The sequence below is a fragment of the Neoaquamicrobium sediminum genome, assembly GCF_040970315.1.
GTDB lineage: Bacteria > Pseudomonadota > Alphaproteobacteria > Rhizobiales > Rhizobiaceae > Aerobium > Aerobium sediminum.
The window spans coordinates 49,884-66,791 of record NZ_JAZHFV010000009.1; the positions used below are offsets into that span (position 1 = coordinate 49,884).

15 protein-coding genes and 1 pseudogene are annotated in these 16,908 nt (G+C 62.4%); all 16 read left to right on the forward strand.

Annotation, left to right across the window (positions count from 1 at the left end):
- The first annotated feature begins 50 nt into the window (after nt 1-50).
- Nucleotides 51-1,457 (forward strand): GumC family protein, encoded by a 1,407-nt coding sequence (locus V1479_RS22515; RefSeq protein WP_368804839.1) that lies wholly within the window; start codon nt 51-53, stop codon nt 1,455-1,457.
- A 129-nt stretch (nt 1,458-1,586) separates the two neighbouring features.
- Nucleotides 1,587-3,230 (forward strand): flagellar basal-body MS-ring/collar protein FliF, encoded by a 1,644-nt coding sequence (gene fliF, locus V1479_RS22520; RefSeq protein WP_368804840.1) that lies wholly within the window; start codon nt 1,587-1,589, stop codon nt 3,228-3,230.
- Nucleotides 3,230-3,883 carry a hypothetical protein gene (locus V1479_RS22525; RefSeq protein WP_173193156.1) on the forward strand — a complete coding sequence of 218 codons (654 nt, stop codon included), beginning with the start codon at nt 3,230-3,232 and terminating at the stop codon, nt 3,881-3,883. Before fliF ends, V1479_RS22525 begins: the two co-directional genes overlap by 1 nt.
- Nucleotides 3,880-5,148: a MotB family protein gene (locus V1479_RS22530; RefSeq protein ID WP_368804841.1), complete on the forward strand. Its 1,269-nt coding sequence runs from the start codon at nt 3,880-3,882 to the stop codon at nt 5,146-5,148. Before V1479_RS22525 ends, V1479_RS22530 begins: the two co-directional genes overlap by 4 nt.
- A complete protein-coding gene (locus V1479_RS22535) occupies nt 5,145-6,347 on the forward strand; it encodes a MotC family chemotaxis protein (RefSeq protein ID WP_368804842.1) in 1,203 nt (400 codons plus the stop codon). The genes V1479_RS22530 and V1479_RS22535 overlap by 4 nt, the downstream gene beginning before the upstream one ends.
- Nucleotides 6,344-7,861: a flagellar hook-length control protein FliK gene (gene fliK, locus V1479_RS22540; RefSeq protein WP_368804843.1), complete on the forward strand. Its 1,518-nt coding sequence runs from the start codon at nt 6,344-6,346 to the stop codon at nt 7,859-7,861. The genes V1479_RS22535 and fliK overlap by 4 nt, the downstream gene beginning before the upstream one ends.
- A complete protein-coding gene (locus V1479_RS22545; RefSeq protein WP_368804844.1) occupies nt 7,809-8,381 on the forward strand; it encodes a transglycosylase SLT domain-containing protein in 573 nt (190 codons plus the stop codon). The genes fliK and V1479_RS22545 overlap by 53 nt, the downstream gene beginning before the upstream one ends.
- Nucleotides 8,382-8,529: 148 nt before the next feature.
- Nucleotides 8,530-9,198, forward strand: coding sequence for a response regulator transcription factor (locus V1479_RS22550; RefSeq protein ID WP_173193166.1), 669 nt, complete (start codon nt 8,530-8,532; stop codon nt 9,196-9,198).
- 124 nt (nt 9,199-9,322) lie between these two features.
- A complete protein-coding gene (locus V1479_RS22555; protein ID WP_368804845.1) occupies nt 9,323-10,612 on the forward strand; it encodes a flagellar hook protein FlgE in 1,290 nt (429 codons plus the stop codon).
- A 33-nt stretch (nt 10,613-10,645) separates the two neighbouring features.
- Nucleotides 10,646-12,094: a flagellar hook-associated protein FlgK gene (gene flgK, locus V1479_RS22560; protein ID WP_368804846.1), complete on the forward strand. Its 1,449-nt coding sequence runs from the start codon at nt 10,646-10,648 to the stop codon at nt 12,092-12,094.
- A 4-nt stretch (nt 12,095-12,098) separates the two neighbouring features.
- Nucleotides 12,099-13,142, forward strand: coding sequence for a flagellar hook-associated family protein (locus tag V1479_RS22565; protein WP_368804847.1), 1,044 nt, complete (start codon nt 12,099-12,101; stop codon nt 13,140-13,142).
- A 44-nt stretch (nt 13,143-13,186) separates the two neighbouring features.
- Nucleotides 13,187-13,534 carry a flagellar biosynthesis regulator FlaF gene (gene flaF, locus V1479_RS22570; protein WP_173193169.1) on the forward strand — a complete coding sequence of 116 codons (348 nt, stop codon included), beginning with the start codon at nt 13,187-13,189 and terminating at the stop codon, nt 13,532-13,534.
- Nucleotides 13,531-13,965 (forward strand): flagellar biosynthesis repressor FlbT, encoded by a 435-nt coding sequence (gene flbT / locus V1479_RS22575; RefSeq protein WP_173193171.1) that lies wholly within the window; start codon nt 13,531-13,533, stop codon nt 13,963-13,965. The genes flaF and flbT overlap by 4 nt, the downstream gene beginning before the upstream one ends.
- Before the next feature lie 4 nt (nt 13,966-13,969).
- Nucleotides 13,970-14,359, forward strand: a pseudogene (gene flgD, locus V1479_RS22580) (flagellar hook assembly protein FlgD); the annotation flags it as partial.
- A gap of 74 nt (nt 14,360-14,433) precedes the next feature.
- Nucleotides 14,434-14,700: a flagellar biosynthesis protein FliQ gene (gene fliQ / locus V1479_RS22585; protein ID WP_173193174.1), complete on the forward strand. Its 267-nt coding sequence runs from the start codon at nt 14,434-14,436 to the stop codon at nt 14,698-14,700.
- 114 nt (nt 14,701-14,814) lie between these two features.
- On the forward strand, nt 14,815-16,902 hold the full coding sequence (flhA, locus tag V1479_RS22590; protein WP_368804848.1) for a flagellar biosynthesis protein FlhA: 2,088 nt from the start codon (nt 14,815-14,817) through the stop codon (nt 16,900-16,902).
- Nucleotides 16,903-16,908 lie beyond the last annotated feature (6 nt).

Consider the following 16,908-nt stretch of genomic DNA (forward strand, 5'->3'; position numbering starts at 1 on the left):
GCAGTTGTTCCAACGCCGGGCGGTTCCGGCATAGGATAAGGATGCGGCAGATGACTTTGGCGAATTATGAGGACATGACTTCCTATCGCGGCGGCGGCACGCAGCAGGCGTCTGGCCCAGCCTTTATCGACCTTCGAAAGCTGGTCGATACGCTGCGCGACAACCTGCGCCTGATCGTCACCACCATGGTCCTGCTTGCAGTTGGCGCAGTGTTGGTCGCGGCGCTGCTGCCTTCGACCTATGTAGCCTCCACTCGAATATTGATCGATCCGCGCGGATTGCGTGTCGTCGAAAACGAGGTCACGCCGCCCGCTCAAACCGCCGAGGCCAATACGGCGGTCGTCGAAAGCCAGATGCGCGTGATGATCTCCGACAACGTGCTTCGCAAGGTTGTTGTCCAGGAAAATCTGGCGACCGACCCCGATTTCGGCATGCGTCGCGGAATGCTCTCCGGTCTGAAAGATGCCCTCGGCCTTGGTGGTTCCGGGCCGGGCGAGTCGCCGGAAATTCAGGCGCTGCGTGCGCTGTGGGAATCGGTCAGCGTGTGGCGCGCACCGGAAAGCTACATCGTCGACATCAGCGTCCGTACAAGCGATCCGCAAAAATCTGCCCGCCTCGCCTCAGCCATCGCCGAAATTTACGTCAATTCGGAAATCGAACAGCGCGGCGATACGGCAAGGCAAGCATCCGATGCGCTCTTCAGCCGCCTGGATGAACTGCGCGCCAATCTCGCCGCCGCCGAAGAAGCCGTCGAGAACTATCGCGCCGAGAACCGCATCGTCGACGCCGACGGCGCGCTGGTCAGCGAGCAGCAGGTGCGTCAACTCCGGGCGGAATTGACCCGCGCCGAAGTCGAGACGTCGCGCGCCGAGGAAAAGTACCAGCAGATTCGCGGAATGACCGAGCGCGGCGCGAGCATCGAATCGTTGCCCGAGGCGTTGCTGTCGAGCACGATCGCCAGCCTGCGGTCGTCCTACGTCACAGCGCTGCGCGAAGAGCGTTCGTTGAGCAGGGAATTGATGGGCCGTCATCCGGAATTGATACGCGTGCGCGAACAGGTCGCCGCACTCCGCAGTCAGATCGATGAGGAACTGCGTCGGATTGCGGTTTCGGCCAGGCAGGAACTGGACCGCGCACGCCAGAACCAGGCGCAGCTCGTGACCATGCTCAACCAGTCCGAAAACCAGTCGCTGGGCACCAAGCAGGCGCTTGTTCAGCTTCGGGAGTTGCAGCGCGAGGCGCAGGCAAGCCGCATGGTCTACGAATCCTATCTCGTGCGTGCGCGAGAACTGGATGAGCAACAGGGCCTCAATACAACGAGCGCCCGCGTCATCTCGCCGGCGCTGGCGCCTGTAAAACCGCGCGGCCTGTCGCTGTCGGCGGTCTTCATATTGGCGCTAGCTGCCGGTGCCGGCCTGGGTGCGGTCCTTGCACTGGCGCGTTCGGCAATGGACTGACCTGACCGGTCCACACGCACCCACTTTTACCTGAGTGGAGATCGGGCCGCCGCACTGGCGGCCCGATTTCATTTTCGCACAAGCTTCGCTGCCTATTCTGGCAATGCCGCATTTCCGGAGCGTGAAGCCGTGCCTGAACAAATCAAGACTCTCATTGCCAATCTCCGCAGCTTCGGGCCGAAGCGTCTCGCCATGCTTGGCGGTGTCGGGGCGGCCGTGATCGCTATCATTCTGACGGCCTCGATCTACCTGAACCGTCCATCGTACGAGACGCTCTATGTCGGACTCGACCGCAACGATGTCGGCCAGATCGGCATCGCTCTCGGCGAGGCAGGCATTCGCTACGACGTATCGAGCGAAGGAACGAGCGTCATGGTGCCGGTCGGAAGCACCGGCCAGGCGCGCATGCTGCTCGCCGAGCGCGGCCTGCCGACGAGCAGCAACGCCGGTTACGAGCTGTTCGACAATGTCGGCTCCTTCGGTCTCACCTCCTTCATGCAGGAAATCACCCGCGTTCGAGCGCTGGAAGGTGAGATCGCACGCACCATCCAGTCGATCGCCGGCATAAAGTCGGCGCGCGTGCACATCGTCATGCCCGAGCGCGCCAGCTTCCGCCGCGAAGAGCAGGCTCCGACCGCCTCGGTCGTGATCCGCGCCGCCCGTGAGGACGGCATCAAGGCCGCCGTGGCCATCCGCCACTTGGTCGCCGCTGCCGTGCCGCGGCTCAATGCAGACAAGGTGACGGTACTCGACGCGTCGGGCGACCTGCTCGCCGCGGGAGACGACCCGGCCAACAACAGCTTCACCCGCTCGCTGACGGTCGAACGCACTGTCGAGACACAGATCGAGGACAATATCCGCCGCGCGCTGTCACCCTATCTGGGCCACGAGAACTTCCGCGCCAGCGTCAAGGCCGACATCAACACCGACAGCCGCCAGACCGAGGAGATCATCTTCGATCCGGAATCGCAGGTCGCCCGCTCCATACAGTCGGTGCGCGCCAACGACGAAGCCAGCCAGCGGCAGGCCGCACCGCCGACGACCGTCCAGCAGAACCTGCCGGAAGAAAACGTCGAAGGCGGCGAAGGTCCTGCCTCATCCGAGCAGCGCGAACGGCGCGAAGAGACGACGAACTACGAGCTCAACTCCAAGCGCGTCGCGACCGTCAGCAACGGCTACACGGTCGAGCGTCTGTCGATCGCCGTCGTGGTCAACAGCGAACGTATCGCCGCCGTGCTCGGCGAGAATGCGACGCCGGAACTCGTGGAGCAGCGGATCGCAGAAATCCGCCAGGTGGTGGCTTCGGCGACCGGTTTCGACGAGGCCCGCGGGGACAGCATCAACGTATCTTCTGTCGAATTCATCGAGAGCATGGTTGGCACGGAAATGGCCGCACCCGGCTGGCTTGAAATGGCTGGCCGCCACACCGGAGCGATGGTCAACGCGCTGGCCTTCATCGTGGTTGTCTTCCTTGTGTCGTGGTTCGGCCTGCGCCCGATGATGGCGGCGGTCACCAAGAAGCAGGGCGATGACGCGATGAACTTCGACGACATCCAGCTTTCGCTCCCCAATCCGCTCGATTCCATGCAGCTTCCCGACGTGATGGGTGGCGAGAACGGTGAAGGCTACAGCTTCCCCGACCACATGGCCGACGACATCCGCTTCAAGATAAAGCCGGCACCGCAGGACCGGCTGGCCCAGATGGTCGATCTCAACGAGGAACGTTCCGCACTGATCCTGCGTAAGTGGACCAGCCAGGAGCTCGCTGCCTGATGGCTTCCAGTGCCCTGGCCAAAGCATTGAAGGATTTCGGGGCGCGGCCGCTCGAAAGCGCCGGTGTGTTCACGCCGGCGCCGAGCTTCGCCGTTCCCGATGCCGTTTTGCCGACGCTTCCCGACTTTCCGACATTCGACCCGGTGGACACGGATGCATTGGTGGCCGATGCGGTTACGGCCGCCGAAGCCGATTTGGCGGATCGCCTCGAACGGCAACACGCCGAGGCGCTGGAAACCCAGCGCGTCCAGCATGCCGAAGAAGTCGCAGCGCTGCAGCAGCGCTTTGCCGAGGACGCGAGCGAGCTCATTCTCAAGAGCATCGAAAGCATGGAAACACGCGTCGTCGAGCTGACGACCGCTGTGACCGCACGTATACTGGGCGTGGTGCTGACGGATGACGTCCGCGAGCGCTCCATCGAGCGCCTCGGCTCGGTCATCCGCGACGCGCTCGACGACGATGAAGCTGTTCGTATCCGCGTGCGGGGCAGCGTTCCGCTTTATGAAGCGCTGAAGGAAAAGCTCCCGAAATACGCCGATCAGCTCGATTTTACCGAAACGGCCGACTTCGATATTTCGGTCGCGATCGATGACAGCGTGTTCGAAACCCGTCTCGCCGAATGGTCGACGGCCCTGTCGGAGGCCCTGTCATGAGTGCGTTCGACGCAGAGGAAGGCAAGCGCGAGATCATCATCGTACGCCGCGGCGGCGGCGACCACGAGGAGGGCCATCACGGCGGCGTCTGGAAGATCGCATTTGCCGATTTCATGACCGCCTTGATGTGCTTCTTCCTGGTGATGTGGCTCGTCAATGCAACGAACGAGGACACCAAGGCCGCGATTGCCAGCTACTTCAACCCGATGACGCTGGTCGACACCGCCCCGGCCAGCAAGGGCCTGGACGATCCCGGCGAAAGCTCGACATCGCCGGAGAGCTCGAACAACGATACGGAAGAATCCTCCGACCAGTCCGCCGGCTCGCGCGACCAGCGGTCCGGCCCGGGCGAGCACGCCAATTCGATCGACCAGTCCGCCGACCGCAAGACGTCGGACCAGCACCTGTTCTCCGACCCCTATGCGGTCCTCGCCGAAATAGCCGCGCAGACCGCCACATTGCAGAACGTGTCGGCAAAGGGCGACGGCGGTGCGCAGACCTCCGGCCCGGCAACCGGCGCACAGGGTGGCGAGTCCTATCGCGATCCGTTCGCGCCTGACTTCTGGTCTCAGGAGATCGCCACGGCGGAGGACGCGGCTGAGCTGGACGTATTCCGGACGACCGGCGAGCAGACACAGCCCGCCGAAGAGGGTGAGCAGGCCGAACAGACTGAAGCTGCGGTGGCCATGGTCGTACCGTCCCAAGCGGCCGCGGAGACCGCGCCATCCGCGGAGGCCATCGAACAGCCGGTTGCACCGGCAGAACCCGAGCAACTTCTGAACGAGGAAGGCGCGCTGGCTGAAACGACGCAACTCGCAGAACAGATCCGGCAGGAAATCTCCGACGCGTTCGGGCGAGAGTCGGAACTGAACAGCACCATTTCCGTAGTTGCAGAGGCGGACGGTATCCTCATTTCGGTAACGGACGAACTCAACTACGGCATGTTCGAGATCGGCTCCGCCGTGCCGCAGGGCCAGCTTGTTCTCGCCATGGAAGAGATCGGCCGCACCCTCAGCCAGCATGAAGGCACGGTCCGCATCAACGGCCACACCGATGGCAGGCCTTTCCGCAATGCGGAATACGACAACTGGCGCCTTTCGACCGCGCGTGCCCATGCGGCCTATTACATGCTCGTTCGCGGCGGGCTGGCAGAAGATCGTATCGGCGAGGTCGCCGGTTTCGCCGACCGCAAGCTGAAGGTCGCAGACGACCCGCTTGACGACGCGAACCGCCGTATCGAGATCTTCGTCGAGGTGCCGAGGTGACACCGCGGCGCGGCATGGCGCTCGGCGTTTTGGCGCTTGCGGCCTTCGGTCTCGGCCAGGCGCAGGCTCAGACCGAAGCGGCCGGATTGGCGCCCTATCAGATGGTGCGCTCCCTGCAGCTCGTTCAGGACCGTATCGCCGGCGGCGATCACGCCGCCCTGCCGATGCAGAAGAAACTGCTCGAGATGGTCGACGCCCGCTTCCGCAACGCCGGCAACGACGAGTTCGAGGATCGCCGGAACTTTCAGGCGATGATGATCTACGCGATGAGTGGCGGCAATCCGTCGACAATCGCCGATCTGCTGTCGCGCATGGAAATCGACGACGCCGACCGCGCCGCCGGCGCGGGCGTGCTTGGCTATCTGACCGGCAATGTCGCCCAGGCCCGCGACGCGATGGCCGGCATCGATCCGGACCGCTATGCACCGGAGTTGGCCGCTTTCCTGGCGCTGGTGAAGGGCTCGGTCGTGGCCGGCGAGGATGCGACGGCAGGCATGGCCATGCTTGACGAAGCACGGCTGGCAGCGCCCGGAACGCTCGTAGAGGAAGCGGCACTCAGGCGCACCATCGCGCTGGCATCGGGCGCGGGCGACGCTGAGAAGTTCATGTCGGCCTCAGAGCAGTACGCGCGGCGCTTCCTGCGCTCGCCCTATGCGAGCCAGTTCGCGGAGTCTTTCGTCAGCGGCATGATAACGCTGGATCGCGGCAAGCTCGACCTGCGTCGCATCGAGCAGACGGTCGACTGGATGACACGCGAGCAGGCCCACACCGTCTATCTGCGGCTTGCCCGCAAGGCGGCCATTGACGGCGATGCCGAACTCCTCGCATTCGCGACCCGCCACAGCACAGGCGATGAGGAAACCGCGCCGGAAGAAGTCGATCCGCGCACCGAACTCTACTCCAGCATCTCGTCTGTGACATCCGACACCGTCGAGAACGTGCTGTCGCGCCTGGACGGGCTTGATGCGACACAGCTTTCTTCGCGCGATCGGGCCTTGCTCACCGCAGCGCGCACTGTCGCCGCCGAAGTTGTAGCACCGGTCAAGACAGACGCCGCAGCGCCATTGTGGTTGGAAGATTATCCGACCGAGGAGACCGCGGCTCCAGACCGACCGCTTGACGAAGCAGATGAGCTTGTCGCCTCCACGCGCTCCAGACTGGAGGCGATCGACAAGATGCTTGAGGAAACGAAACAATGATGCCCAACATCACCTTGGGTGGCAGCCCCGCAAATCTGCAGCAGAAAGGCGAACGCAGCGCCAAAAACGGCGAGATCGACGGCATGCGTTTCGACGAGGCCCTTACGATCCGTTCGGCGGAGCGCAAGGCGACAAAGGGTGATGGGGATGACGGTCCGATGGACACACGCCAGGACTGGAAAATAGACCGCTATACGGCGCTGTTCAGGCTCGACAAGACGGCCGACGGCACGGCCCCCTCGGACACACCGGCATTCGGAGATTTCCTGGGCGACCAAGAGGCATCCGCCGATCCGCAACAGTCTGCGGCAACGGTCCCCCAAGCGCTCGTCGATAGCGCGCCTGCAGAACCCAACCTGAATGGTGAAGATAACGCAGAAACCGACGATGCATCCGCATCGACCGATCTGAACATCGCGGACGCTACGGATACCGGCCCGGCGTTCGCATCACCTCGGGCCTCCACGGTCCGTGAGCAAGCAGCCAAAACGGCCGAGCCCGCCAGCGTAAAAACCGCGGGCGATCAGGACGCGCCGAAGAGCCCGGCGATCGCGCTTGGCGCCAATGCTGCTGACGCCGACCCGGACGATACACAGCCTCGCGCCGCAGTTCAGTCTGAATCCCCAAGCACCTCGAAGACACAAGCCGCGCAGATTTCCGCTGCCGAGCGCGCCGCCGTTCCGGCAGCACCCACGGATAGCCAGCCGGCGCGCACGCGCACCGCTGCCAACGCGCCGGTCAACGCTGCTGTTGCGGAAAAGCCAGCACCGGCAACGCAGCCGCCCACGACTATTCAGCAAGAGGGCGCACAGAAGCCCACCCCGGCTGCTTCCACTTCGGTCTCCGGCGAGGCCTCTGGATTCGTCAGCGCGAAGGAAGGCTCGTTCGCGCGCAGTTCTGCGGCCAATCCGGCTGCAGCAAAGGCCGATCCCGTTTCGGCAAAGGTGAATGTACTGAATTTCACCGCGGCGTCCTCTCCGGCACCGGCCGCACCTCCTATCCTCAGCAGCACGGCGGCAGGTATTGTTGCCGCGGTCGAGGCGGAAGGAACGTGGCGCGCGGCCGCCCAGGATCCCGCAAATTCTGCCGCCCCGCGTGGCACCTCGGCGCCGGGCGGAGTCAATACCCTTCGCATCCAGCTTCAGCCAGTCGAGTTGGGCATGGTGACAGCGCGTCTCGTCGCATCGGGATCGCAACTCTCGATTGAAATACAGGTGGAGTCGAATGATGCGCGCCAGCGCTTGGCCAATGATAGCGAGGTCATCGTCAAAGCGCTGCGCGCGATCGGATACGACATCGACAAGGTGACCATCCAGCAGGGCCCACAGAACAGCCAGTCATCTGCGCAGCAGGGCGCTTCCGGCCGAAACGACCAGATGCAACCCGATCAGCAGACTGACCGGAATGCCCGCGGGCGCGGCGACCAGGGCGCTTCTGGACGGGATGGCGGAGGAGCGCGCAATGGCGCCGGCGAGACCATGGCCGACCGCGCTGGCGGCGGCCGCTATATCTAGCATTGCCTGCTTGCCGGCCCTGGCTGCCGGCAATGTCTGCGAAGCGGAAATCCTGCGCGCCTCTGACCGCTATGGCGTGCCGGCCGGCATCCTCTATGCCGTGGGCCTCACGGAGACCGGTCGCAAGGGCAGCCTGCAGCCCAACGCCCTCAACATCGAGGGGCGCGCAGTCTTCCCGCGCTCATCCCGGGAGGCCATTCGCGAATTCGAGAATGCGAAGCGCGGCGGCGCGAAGCTGATCGATCTTGGCTGTATGCAGATCAATCACCATTACCATCGCGAGAAGTTCGCCAGCCTGCAGCAGATGCTCGATCCGCGCCATAACGTCGACTATGCAGCGCGCTTTCTGGTCGAGCTCAAGCAGAGGCACGACACCTGGTCCATGGCCGTCGCCCGCTATCATGCCGGACCCGACAACGATCCGGCGCAGAAACGCTATGTCTGCCGCGTCATCACCAATATGGTCGCCACCGGCTTCGGAAAATGGACATCGGCAGCACGCGAATTCTGCAACCAGTGAGTGCAACAAGCGCCTTGCCACCCCGTTGCCGACTCACACGAATTGACTCCCAAAAAACCAGCTATAAGAAATTACCATTGTCGGCGATTCCCCGCACCGGTTAACCCTTTATCCACAACTTAGATCAACTGATTCGGAGGGCGGGCCGATGATAGTGATAGTGGACGAGCGCGAGCTCGTAAAAGACGGTTATCACTCACTTTTTGAGCGGGAAGGCGTTGCAAGCGCCGGTTTCGGCTCGAACGAATTCGGCGAGTGGGTTTCCACAGCCGCGGAAGACGACCTGAAGGCAGTTCGCGCCTTCCTGATCGGCGAATGCTCGAGCGACCTCGTGTCGCCGCGCCGCATCAGGGATCGCACAACCGCGCCGGTTATCGCGCTTTCCGACCAGCACTCTCTCGAGAACACCTTGAGGCTCTTTGAGTCCGGTGTGGACGATGTAATCCGCAAGCCGGTTCACATCAGGGAGATCCTCGCACGCATCTCGGCCATCAGCCGCCGTGTGCAGGAGGACAAACCCTATTCGGAATTCGGGCCGATGCGCATCTTCATCGACGGGCGCGATCCCGAAATCGACGGCGAACCGCTGCCTTTGCCTCGCCGCGAACGGCGTATCCTGGAATTCCTCGCGAGCAATGCCGGTCGTCGCGTGACGAAGACGCAGGTCTTCAACGCGATTTACGGGATTTTCGACGAAGAGGTCGAGGAGAACGTGGTCGAGAGCCACATCAGCAAGCTGCGCAAGAAGCTGCGTGAAAAGCTGGGCTACGACCCCATCGATTCCAAGCGGTTCCTTGGCTACCGGCTCGTAACCTGATGTGCGCGGAAGCAGGCGAGATCGCCTCGCCCCTGTCCCGCTCATCCTCCATACAAGCCAGCTTCACGCAAGACAGGACAGCTACCTTCGGGCTCAGCGGCCTGAATCTTGAGGAGAATCCCGAATGAGCTTGTATGGAATGATGCGCACCGGCGTGTCCGGCATGGCGGCGCAATCAACGCGGCTCGGCACCGTTGCCGACAACATCGCCAATTCCGGCACCAATGGCTACAAGAAGGCCAGCGTCGAGTTCTCCTCGATGATCATCCCGAATTCGGGCACCAGCTATATCTCGGGCGGCGTCGCCACGCAGGTGCGGTATTCGATCTCACAGGCCGGCCCAATCCAGTACACCACTTCCGGTACGGATCTCGCTGTGGACGGAAACGGCTTCTTCGTCGTCCAGAACAGCAACGGCCAGCCTTTCCTGACGCGCGCCGGCTCGTTCGTACCGGACGGCGAAGGCCGCCTCGTCAATGCCGCCGGTTTCCAGCTGATGGGCTACAACTACGAGAACGGCATTCCGAGCACCGTTGCAAACGGCTTTGCCGGCCTCGAGCCGGTGCAGATTTCCGGCCAGGAACTGCAGGCAACGCCCTCGACTTTCGGCACCTTTGCCGCGAACCTTCCTTATGCCGCTCCGGACTGGACCGGTGTCGACCTGTCGACCAACCCGACCAATCCGGTCGGGCTCGACGAAGCGCTGGAAGACGGATCGGTCGTCAAGACCTCGCTCGTCGCCTACAATAATGTCGGTGAAGAGGTTCTGCTCGACATCTACTTTGCCAAGCAGGCCACTGGCGAATGGCAGATGTCGGTCTACTACCAGCCGGACGGCACCGCGGGATCGTCCTTCCCGTACAGCGGCCCCGCACTGGCAACGGACACGCTCGAATTCGACATCTCGACCGGCAAGCTCGATGCTTCCAGCATCAGCTCGCTCACGATCGATCTTTCGGCGCTGAACGGCCAGCCGATCGAACTCGATCTTTCCAAGATGACCAACCTTGCCACCGGCTATTCGCGCGGCGAAGCCGACATGAACGGCAATGCGCCCTCCGCTGTGGAGCGCGTGACGATCGGCAAGGATGGCGTCATGTACGCCGAATACGCAAATGGCGGTCGCACGCCGCTCTACAAGCTGCCTCTGGCCACGGTACAGAGCCCCGACATGCTCAGGGTCGAACCGGGCAACGTCTTCTCTGCCGGTCTCGAGTCCGGCAACGTCCAGATCGGCTTCGCAGGTGGCGGCGGACTGGGCGACATACTTTCCGGCGCGGTCGAAAACTCCAACGTCGACATCGCTGAAGAGCTTACGAGCATGATCGAGTCGCAGCGCAACTACACCGCGAATTCGAAGGTCTTCCAGACCGGTTCCGATCTCATGGACGTTCTGGTGAACCTGAAGCGGTAGGAGTGACGGTGCTGGGTAGGGAATAGGGGAAAGATGTCACTTTCGACTGCACTTAATATTGCGCAGAATTCGCTCCTGAATACCCAGCGCCAGACCACCGTTGTCTCGCGCAACATCGCGAACGTATACAACGCAGACTATGCCCGTCGCACTGCAATGCTTTCCAGCCTTGCGCCGGGCGCCCGCGTGGCCGAAATCCGTCGCGCCACCGACGCCGCGCTCTTCCAGCAGAACCTGACGGCGCTCTCGGGCTACAAGGCCCAGAGCATCATCGTGAGCGGCCTTGAGCACATCACGATGTCCGTCAATGGCGTCGAAAACGCCACGTCACCCTCGGCGATGATCGCAAAGCTGCAAGAGGCCTTGCAGCTCTATTCTTCGACCCCTTCGAACCGGACACTGGCCGAAAACGCCGTGGAGATGGCCCGTCAGGTACTTGGCAGCCTCACGGAAGGCACCAAGTCGGTTCAGGCGCTCCGCACGGACATGGACGCCCAGATATCGACGGGCGTGACGGATCTGAACCGCCTTCTGGCTGACTTCAAGACCGTCAACGACGCGGTGGTCAAGGGCACCCAGGCCGGGCGCGATGTGCTCAACGAATTGGACACCCGCGACGCGATCCTGAAGAAGATCGCCGAATATGTGCCGATTTCCACGATCTCGCGCAGCGCCAACGATCTGATGATTGTGACCGCAGACGGTACGACCTTGTTCGAGACCGTACCGCGCCACGTTGCTTTCGAGAGCACGGCGGCATTCGGCCCCACTACCACCGGCAACGCCATCTATGTTGACGGCGTACGGATAGCCGCCGCCAATGGCGCAAACACCAGCGCCGGCGGTTCGCTGGCGGCCATGATGCAGATGCGCGACGGCTACGCCACCGGCATGCAAGCACAATTGGATGAGACCGCCCGCGGCCTCATCAAAGCATTCGCCGAAGTGGACCCAGGCAATCCGGCCGACATTCGGCCCGGCCTGTTTACATGGCCTGGTGCGCCGGGCATGCCCGCCGACGGCGTGCTGGAAACCGGCCTTGCCGGCATGATCACCTTGAACGCGCTGATCGATCCGCAGCAGGGTGGCAACCCGGAGCTTTTGCGCGACGGCGCAAACTTCGACCTCAATCCGAACGATCACGCCAGTTTCAACGAGCTGCTCTTGCGCTTCACCAACGCGCTGGATGCTCCCGTCGACTTTGTGACCGTGGCTGGAACCACGGCCAGCATGGGCCTGCAGGATTATGCCACGAACACGATCAGCTGGCTGGAGGATGCGCGCAAGACAGCAGCCGGCGCCGCGGAGACCAAGGGCGCTTTGATGATGCGCACCGGCGAGGCCCTTTCAAACGTGACCAGCGTGAACGAGGACGAAGAAATCGCCCTGATGCTGGAACTCGAACGCTCCTATGCGGCATCCGCGAAGATGATGCAGATCATAGACGAGATGCTCGAGACGCTGCTCAATACGGTGAGATAGGACTATGAAGGTCTCTTTCGTATCATCTCAGGCGATCACTCAGGCCATGCGCTATCAGTTGCTGCGCATGCAGTCCGATCTGATCGTCGCCCAGAAGGAAGCAAATACCTGGCGCGTGGCCGATGTCGGGCTGGCGCTGGGCGCACGCACTGGCGTGTCGGTTTCCCTCAACCGCGATATCGAGAGACTCAACGGACTGAAGGATTCCAATCAGCTCGCGGCATCGCGTCTGGAATCCACCCAGCTGGGCCTGCAGCAACTCACGGAAGCCGCGAACGACTTGCTGGCCGCATACACGACCGGCATTTCCGGCGCGTCCGACCCGGCTATCATCAAGCAGCAGGCAGATCAGGTGCTGGGCCTGATGTCGTCCGTGCTCAACAGCAATCTCAACGGCGAGCATCTCTTCGCCGGCATCAACACGGACGTTCAGCCGCTCAACGATTTTCTTGATCCGGCTTCACCGAACCGTGCCGCGTTCGATACGGCATTTTCTACCTATTTCGGCTTCCCGCCGAACGATCCGGCCGCCGCTGGCATCACCGACGCGCAGATGAACGACTTCCTGGACAACCAGGCAGCGCCGCAATTCTTCGGAGCCGGATGGGACGATTGGTCGAACGCGACCGATCAGCAGATCACATCGCGCATCACGCTGACCGAGACCGCACAGACTTCGGTTTCGGCAAACATTCCGGGCTTCCGCAAGCTGGCCATGGCGGCCGCAATCGTTTCAGCCACGTTTGACGGCTCGATGAGCGAAGCGGCACGCACCGCGGCGCTGGATCGCGGCATTGCCTTGCTCGGTGAAGTGGTGAACGATCTCGCCAACCAGCAGGGCGCGACCGGCATCACGCAGCAGCGCATCGAGCGGGCAAACGATCGCATGTCCATGCAGGTCGACCTGTTCACCGAAAGCCTGACCGAGATGGAGGGTGTCGATCCCGCCGAGGCATCGACGAGGGTCAACAGCCTCCTGGCGCAGATCGAGATTTCCTATTCGTTGACGGCACGGCTGCAGCAGCTCAGCCTGCTTCGGTACCTGTAGGCGCAGACCTGGACGCGGAACAAGTCAGACAACACGGAAGACGCATGTATCAATTCTCCTACGCCGAAGTTCAGACCGACTCCGTGGCAGACGCCAAGGATCGCGAAAGGCAGTTGCTGTCGCGGTCCATCGACCTGCTCGTCGAGGCGAGGGACAAGGGTACGAAGTCGATCGAATCCACAAGGGCGATCTATTTTCTCAACCGCGTCTGGACGACGTTCGTCGAGGACCTCGGCAGCGAGGACAACGAGCTGCCCCACGAGCTGCGCGCAAACCTGATTTCCATAGGCCTCTGGCTGCTGCGCGAGGCCGAAGAGGTCCGGCAGGGCCGCTCCGACAATTTCGAGGGGCTCATCGAGGTCTCGCAGATCATTCGCGACGGTATTCAATGAAGAATACGTTCAAGATCACGCTCAAGGCCAATGAGAAGATTTACATCAACGGCGCCGTCATCAAGACGGACCGCAAGGTCTCCCTCGAATTCCTGAATGACGTACAGTTCCTCCTCGAGGGCCACGTGCTTCAGGCCGAGGACGCGACGACGCCGCTGCGGCAGCTCTATTTCATCATCCAGGTCATCCTGATGAACCCCGACGGTGCACCGGAGGCGCGCGATATGCTGCGCAGGTCGCTGCCGCTTCTGCTGGCTTGCTTCTCCGACCACCAGATCCTTGCCGCGCTAAAGGACATCGACCGCCTCGTCAGCGAAGGTCATGTCTACGAAGCGCTTAAGGCGCTACGCGGCCTTTATCCGGCAGAGGCCAGAATTCTCGCCAACGAGGGCGCGCCGGTCGCGCCCCTCGTCCTCACCGCAGCGGAGTAGGACCATGAACATTTCGGCGATCACGAACACCATGGCGACGACGCAGAACACTACGGGCACGCCGCAGTCGGTCGATTACAAGGCGTTCCTGCAGCTCCTGGTTGCTCAGATGAAGAACCAGGACCCGACGGCGCCGATGGATTCGACGGACTACGTCGCCCAGCTTGCAACTTTCTCGCAGGTGGAGCAGTCGGTCGAGATCAACAAGAAGCTCACCGAAATGCTGCAGGCATCGACGATGGCTCAGGCGACCGGCCTTATCGGCAAGGTCGTCGAGAGCATGGACGGCGAAATCAGCGGCGTTGTGCGCCAGGTCGAGATTTATTCCGACGGTATCGTCGCTGTCCTCGATGGCGGCGAAAAGCTGGCGATCACGCCCGGCGTCATCATCCGCGATGCGGATTACACCCCGCCGCCGGGAGACGAAACGCCCGGTGACGACGAACAGCCCGGCGACGAGCAGGCAGCGTGAACGAAGCCGACGCCCTCGACATCGCGCAGTATGCGGTCTGGACCGTCCTGACCGCATCCGGCCCGGCCGTGGCCGTGGCGATGTTCGTCGGTGTCGGCATCGCCTTCATCCAGGCGCTCACGCAGGTTCAGGAAATCACCCTCACCTTCGTGCCGAAGATCGTTGCGATCCTTCTGGCGGTCGCTTTTTCGGCTCCGTTCGTCGGCGCGCAGATTGCCGGCTTCACCAACGTGATGTTCCAGCGCATCGAGACGGGTTTCTGACCCAGGTCCGGCGCGCAGCCTTCCCACCTCATTTTCGCACAAGCTTGGCAGCCTAGTCTCTGGCCGGCGGCGTGTGTTCGCGCACGCCCTTGAACAGGTAATGGTCGGTCAGGCATGGCACTCAGCGAAAGCGTATCCCTTCCGCAAGTCAAGAACTACGGTCGCGATATCGCGCTCGCGGTCGGCATCATCACGATCCTGTCGATCCTGTTTCTGCCGATTCCCCCATTTCTGATCGACTTCGGGCTCGCGCTTTCGATTGCCGTTTCCGTGCTGATCCTGATGGTGGCGCTATGGATGCAGCGGCCGCTCGACTTTACGTCGTTCCCCACGATCCTGCTGATCGTCACCATGTTGCGGCTCGCGCTCTCGATCGCGACAACGCGCGCAATCCTTTCGAATGGCGACGAGGGCACGAATGCCGCTGGCTATGTCATCGGCGGCTTCTCCAACCTCGTCATGGCCGGCGACTTCGTCATCGGCCTCATCGTCTTCCTGATCCTGATTACGGTGAACTTCATCGTGATCACCAAGGGCGCCACCCGTATCGCGGAAGTCGGCGCGCGCTTCACCCTGGACGCCATTCCCGGCAAGCAGATGTCGATCGACGCTGACCTCTCGGCCGGTGTGATCGACGACAAGGAAGCACAGCGCCGCCGCCGCGAACTTGAAGAGGAAAGCTCCTTCTTCGGCGCGATGGACGGTGCTTCGAAATTCGTGCGCGGTGACGCGATCGCCGGTCTCATCATTACCGTCATCAATATCGTCGGCGGTATTGCCATCGGCTACACGCGCCACGGCATGGGCATGGGCGAGTCGGCCGACATCTTCGTCAAGCTGTCGGTGGGCGATGGTCTTGCCACCCAAATCCCTGCCCTGATTGTTTCGCTGTCGGCCGGCCTCGTCGTTTCAAAAGGCGGTACGCGCGGAGCCACGGACGAAGCCGTATTCGGGCAGCTCGGCGCCTATCCGCGTGCCCTATCGGTTGCAGCGGTGCTGATGTTCGCCCTCGGGCTGATGCCCGGCCTGCCGGCCATCCCGTTCATGGCTCTGGCGATGTGCCTCGCCGCGATCGCTTATGTGATCCCGCTTCAGCGTAAGAAGCACGAGAACGCGCAGGCGGCGATCGAGAAAGAGCTGGAAGAAGCGAAACAGGAAGAAGAAAAGCAGTCGATCAAGTCTTCGCTTAAGACGGCCGAAATCGAGCTTCTGCTGGGCAAGCAGCTTTCCATGCGCCTGCTCGCATCCCATCAGGAACTCGCCTTCCGTATGGGCAAGATGCGCAAGAAGTTCGCCACCCAGTACGGCTTCGTCGTGCCTGAAGTCAGGCTGACGGACGATTTCTCGATTCCGCCGAAGAGCTACCAGATCAAGGTCCACGGAACCGTCGTCGCCGAATATCACATGCGCGTCGGCGAGGTGACGGTCCTTCTCGGCAATGGCCCGGTTCCCGAAGTTCCCGGCGAAGAGGTGCGTGAGCCCGCCTTCGGCATGCGCGCCTATTCGGTGTCAGAAATGTTTGCCGAGGACCTGAAACGCGAGCGTTTCACCTACGCCGACAACATGTCGGTGCTGCTGACCCACCTTTCCGAGGTGATCCGCAACAACCTGCCGCAGCTTCTGTCCTACAAGGACATGAAGGCGCTCATCGAGCGCCAGGACCAGGAATACCGCAAGCTTATCGATGAGGTCTGCACCTCGCACATTTCCTATCCGGGCCTTCAGGCAGTGCTGAAGCTGCTCCTGGCTGAGCGCGTATCGATCCGCAATCTGCACCTGATCATCGAGGCGATCGCGGAGATCGCACCGCATGTGCGCCGCACCGAGCAGATCGTCGAACACGTGCGAATACGCATGGCGCAGCAGATTTGCGGCGACCTGACCGAAGGCGGCGTACTGAAAGTGCTGCGGCTCGGCAATCGCTGGGACCTCGCATTCCATCAGGCACTCAAGCGCGACGCCAAGGGCGAGATCCGCGAGTTCGACATCGACCCCCGACTGCTGGAGGAATTCGGCAACGAGGCAACCAAGGCCGTGCGCAAGCATCTCGATGCGGGAGAGCGGTTCGTGCTGGTCTCCGCACCGGATGCGCGGCCTTACGTGCGCATGATCATCGAGCGGCTTTTCGCGACCCTGCCGGTGCTCTCGCACGTCGAAATCGCACGCGGCGTTGAGGTGCGCGTCCTCGGTTCGATCTCCTAGGCGCAG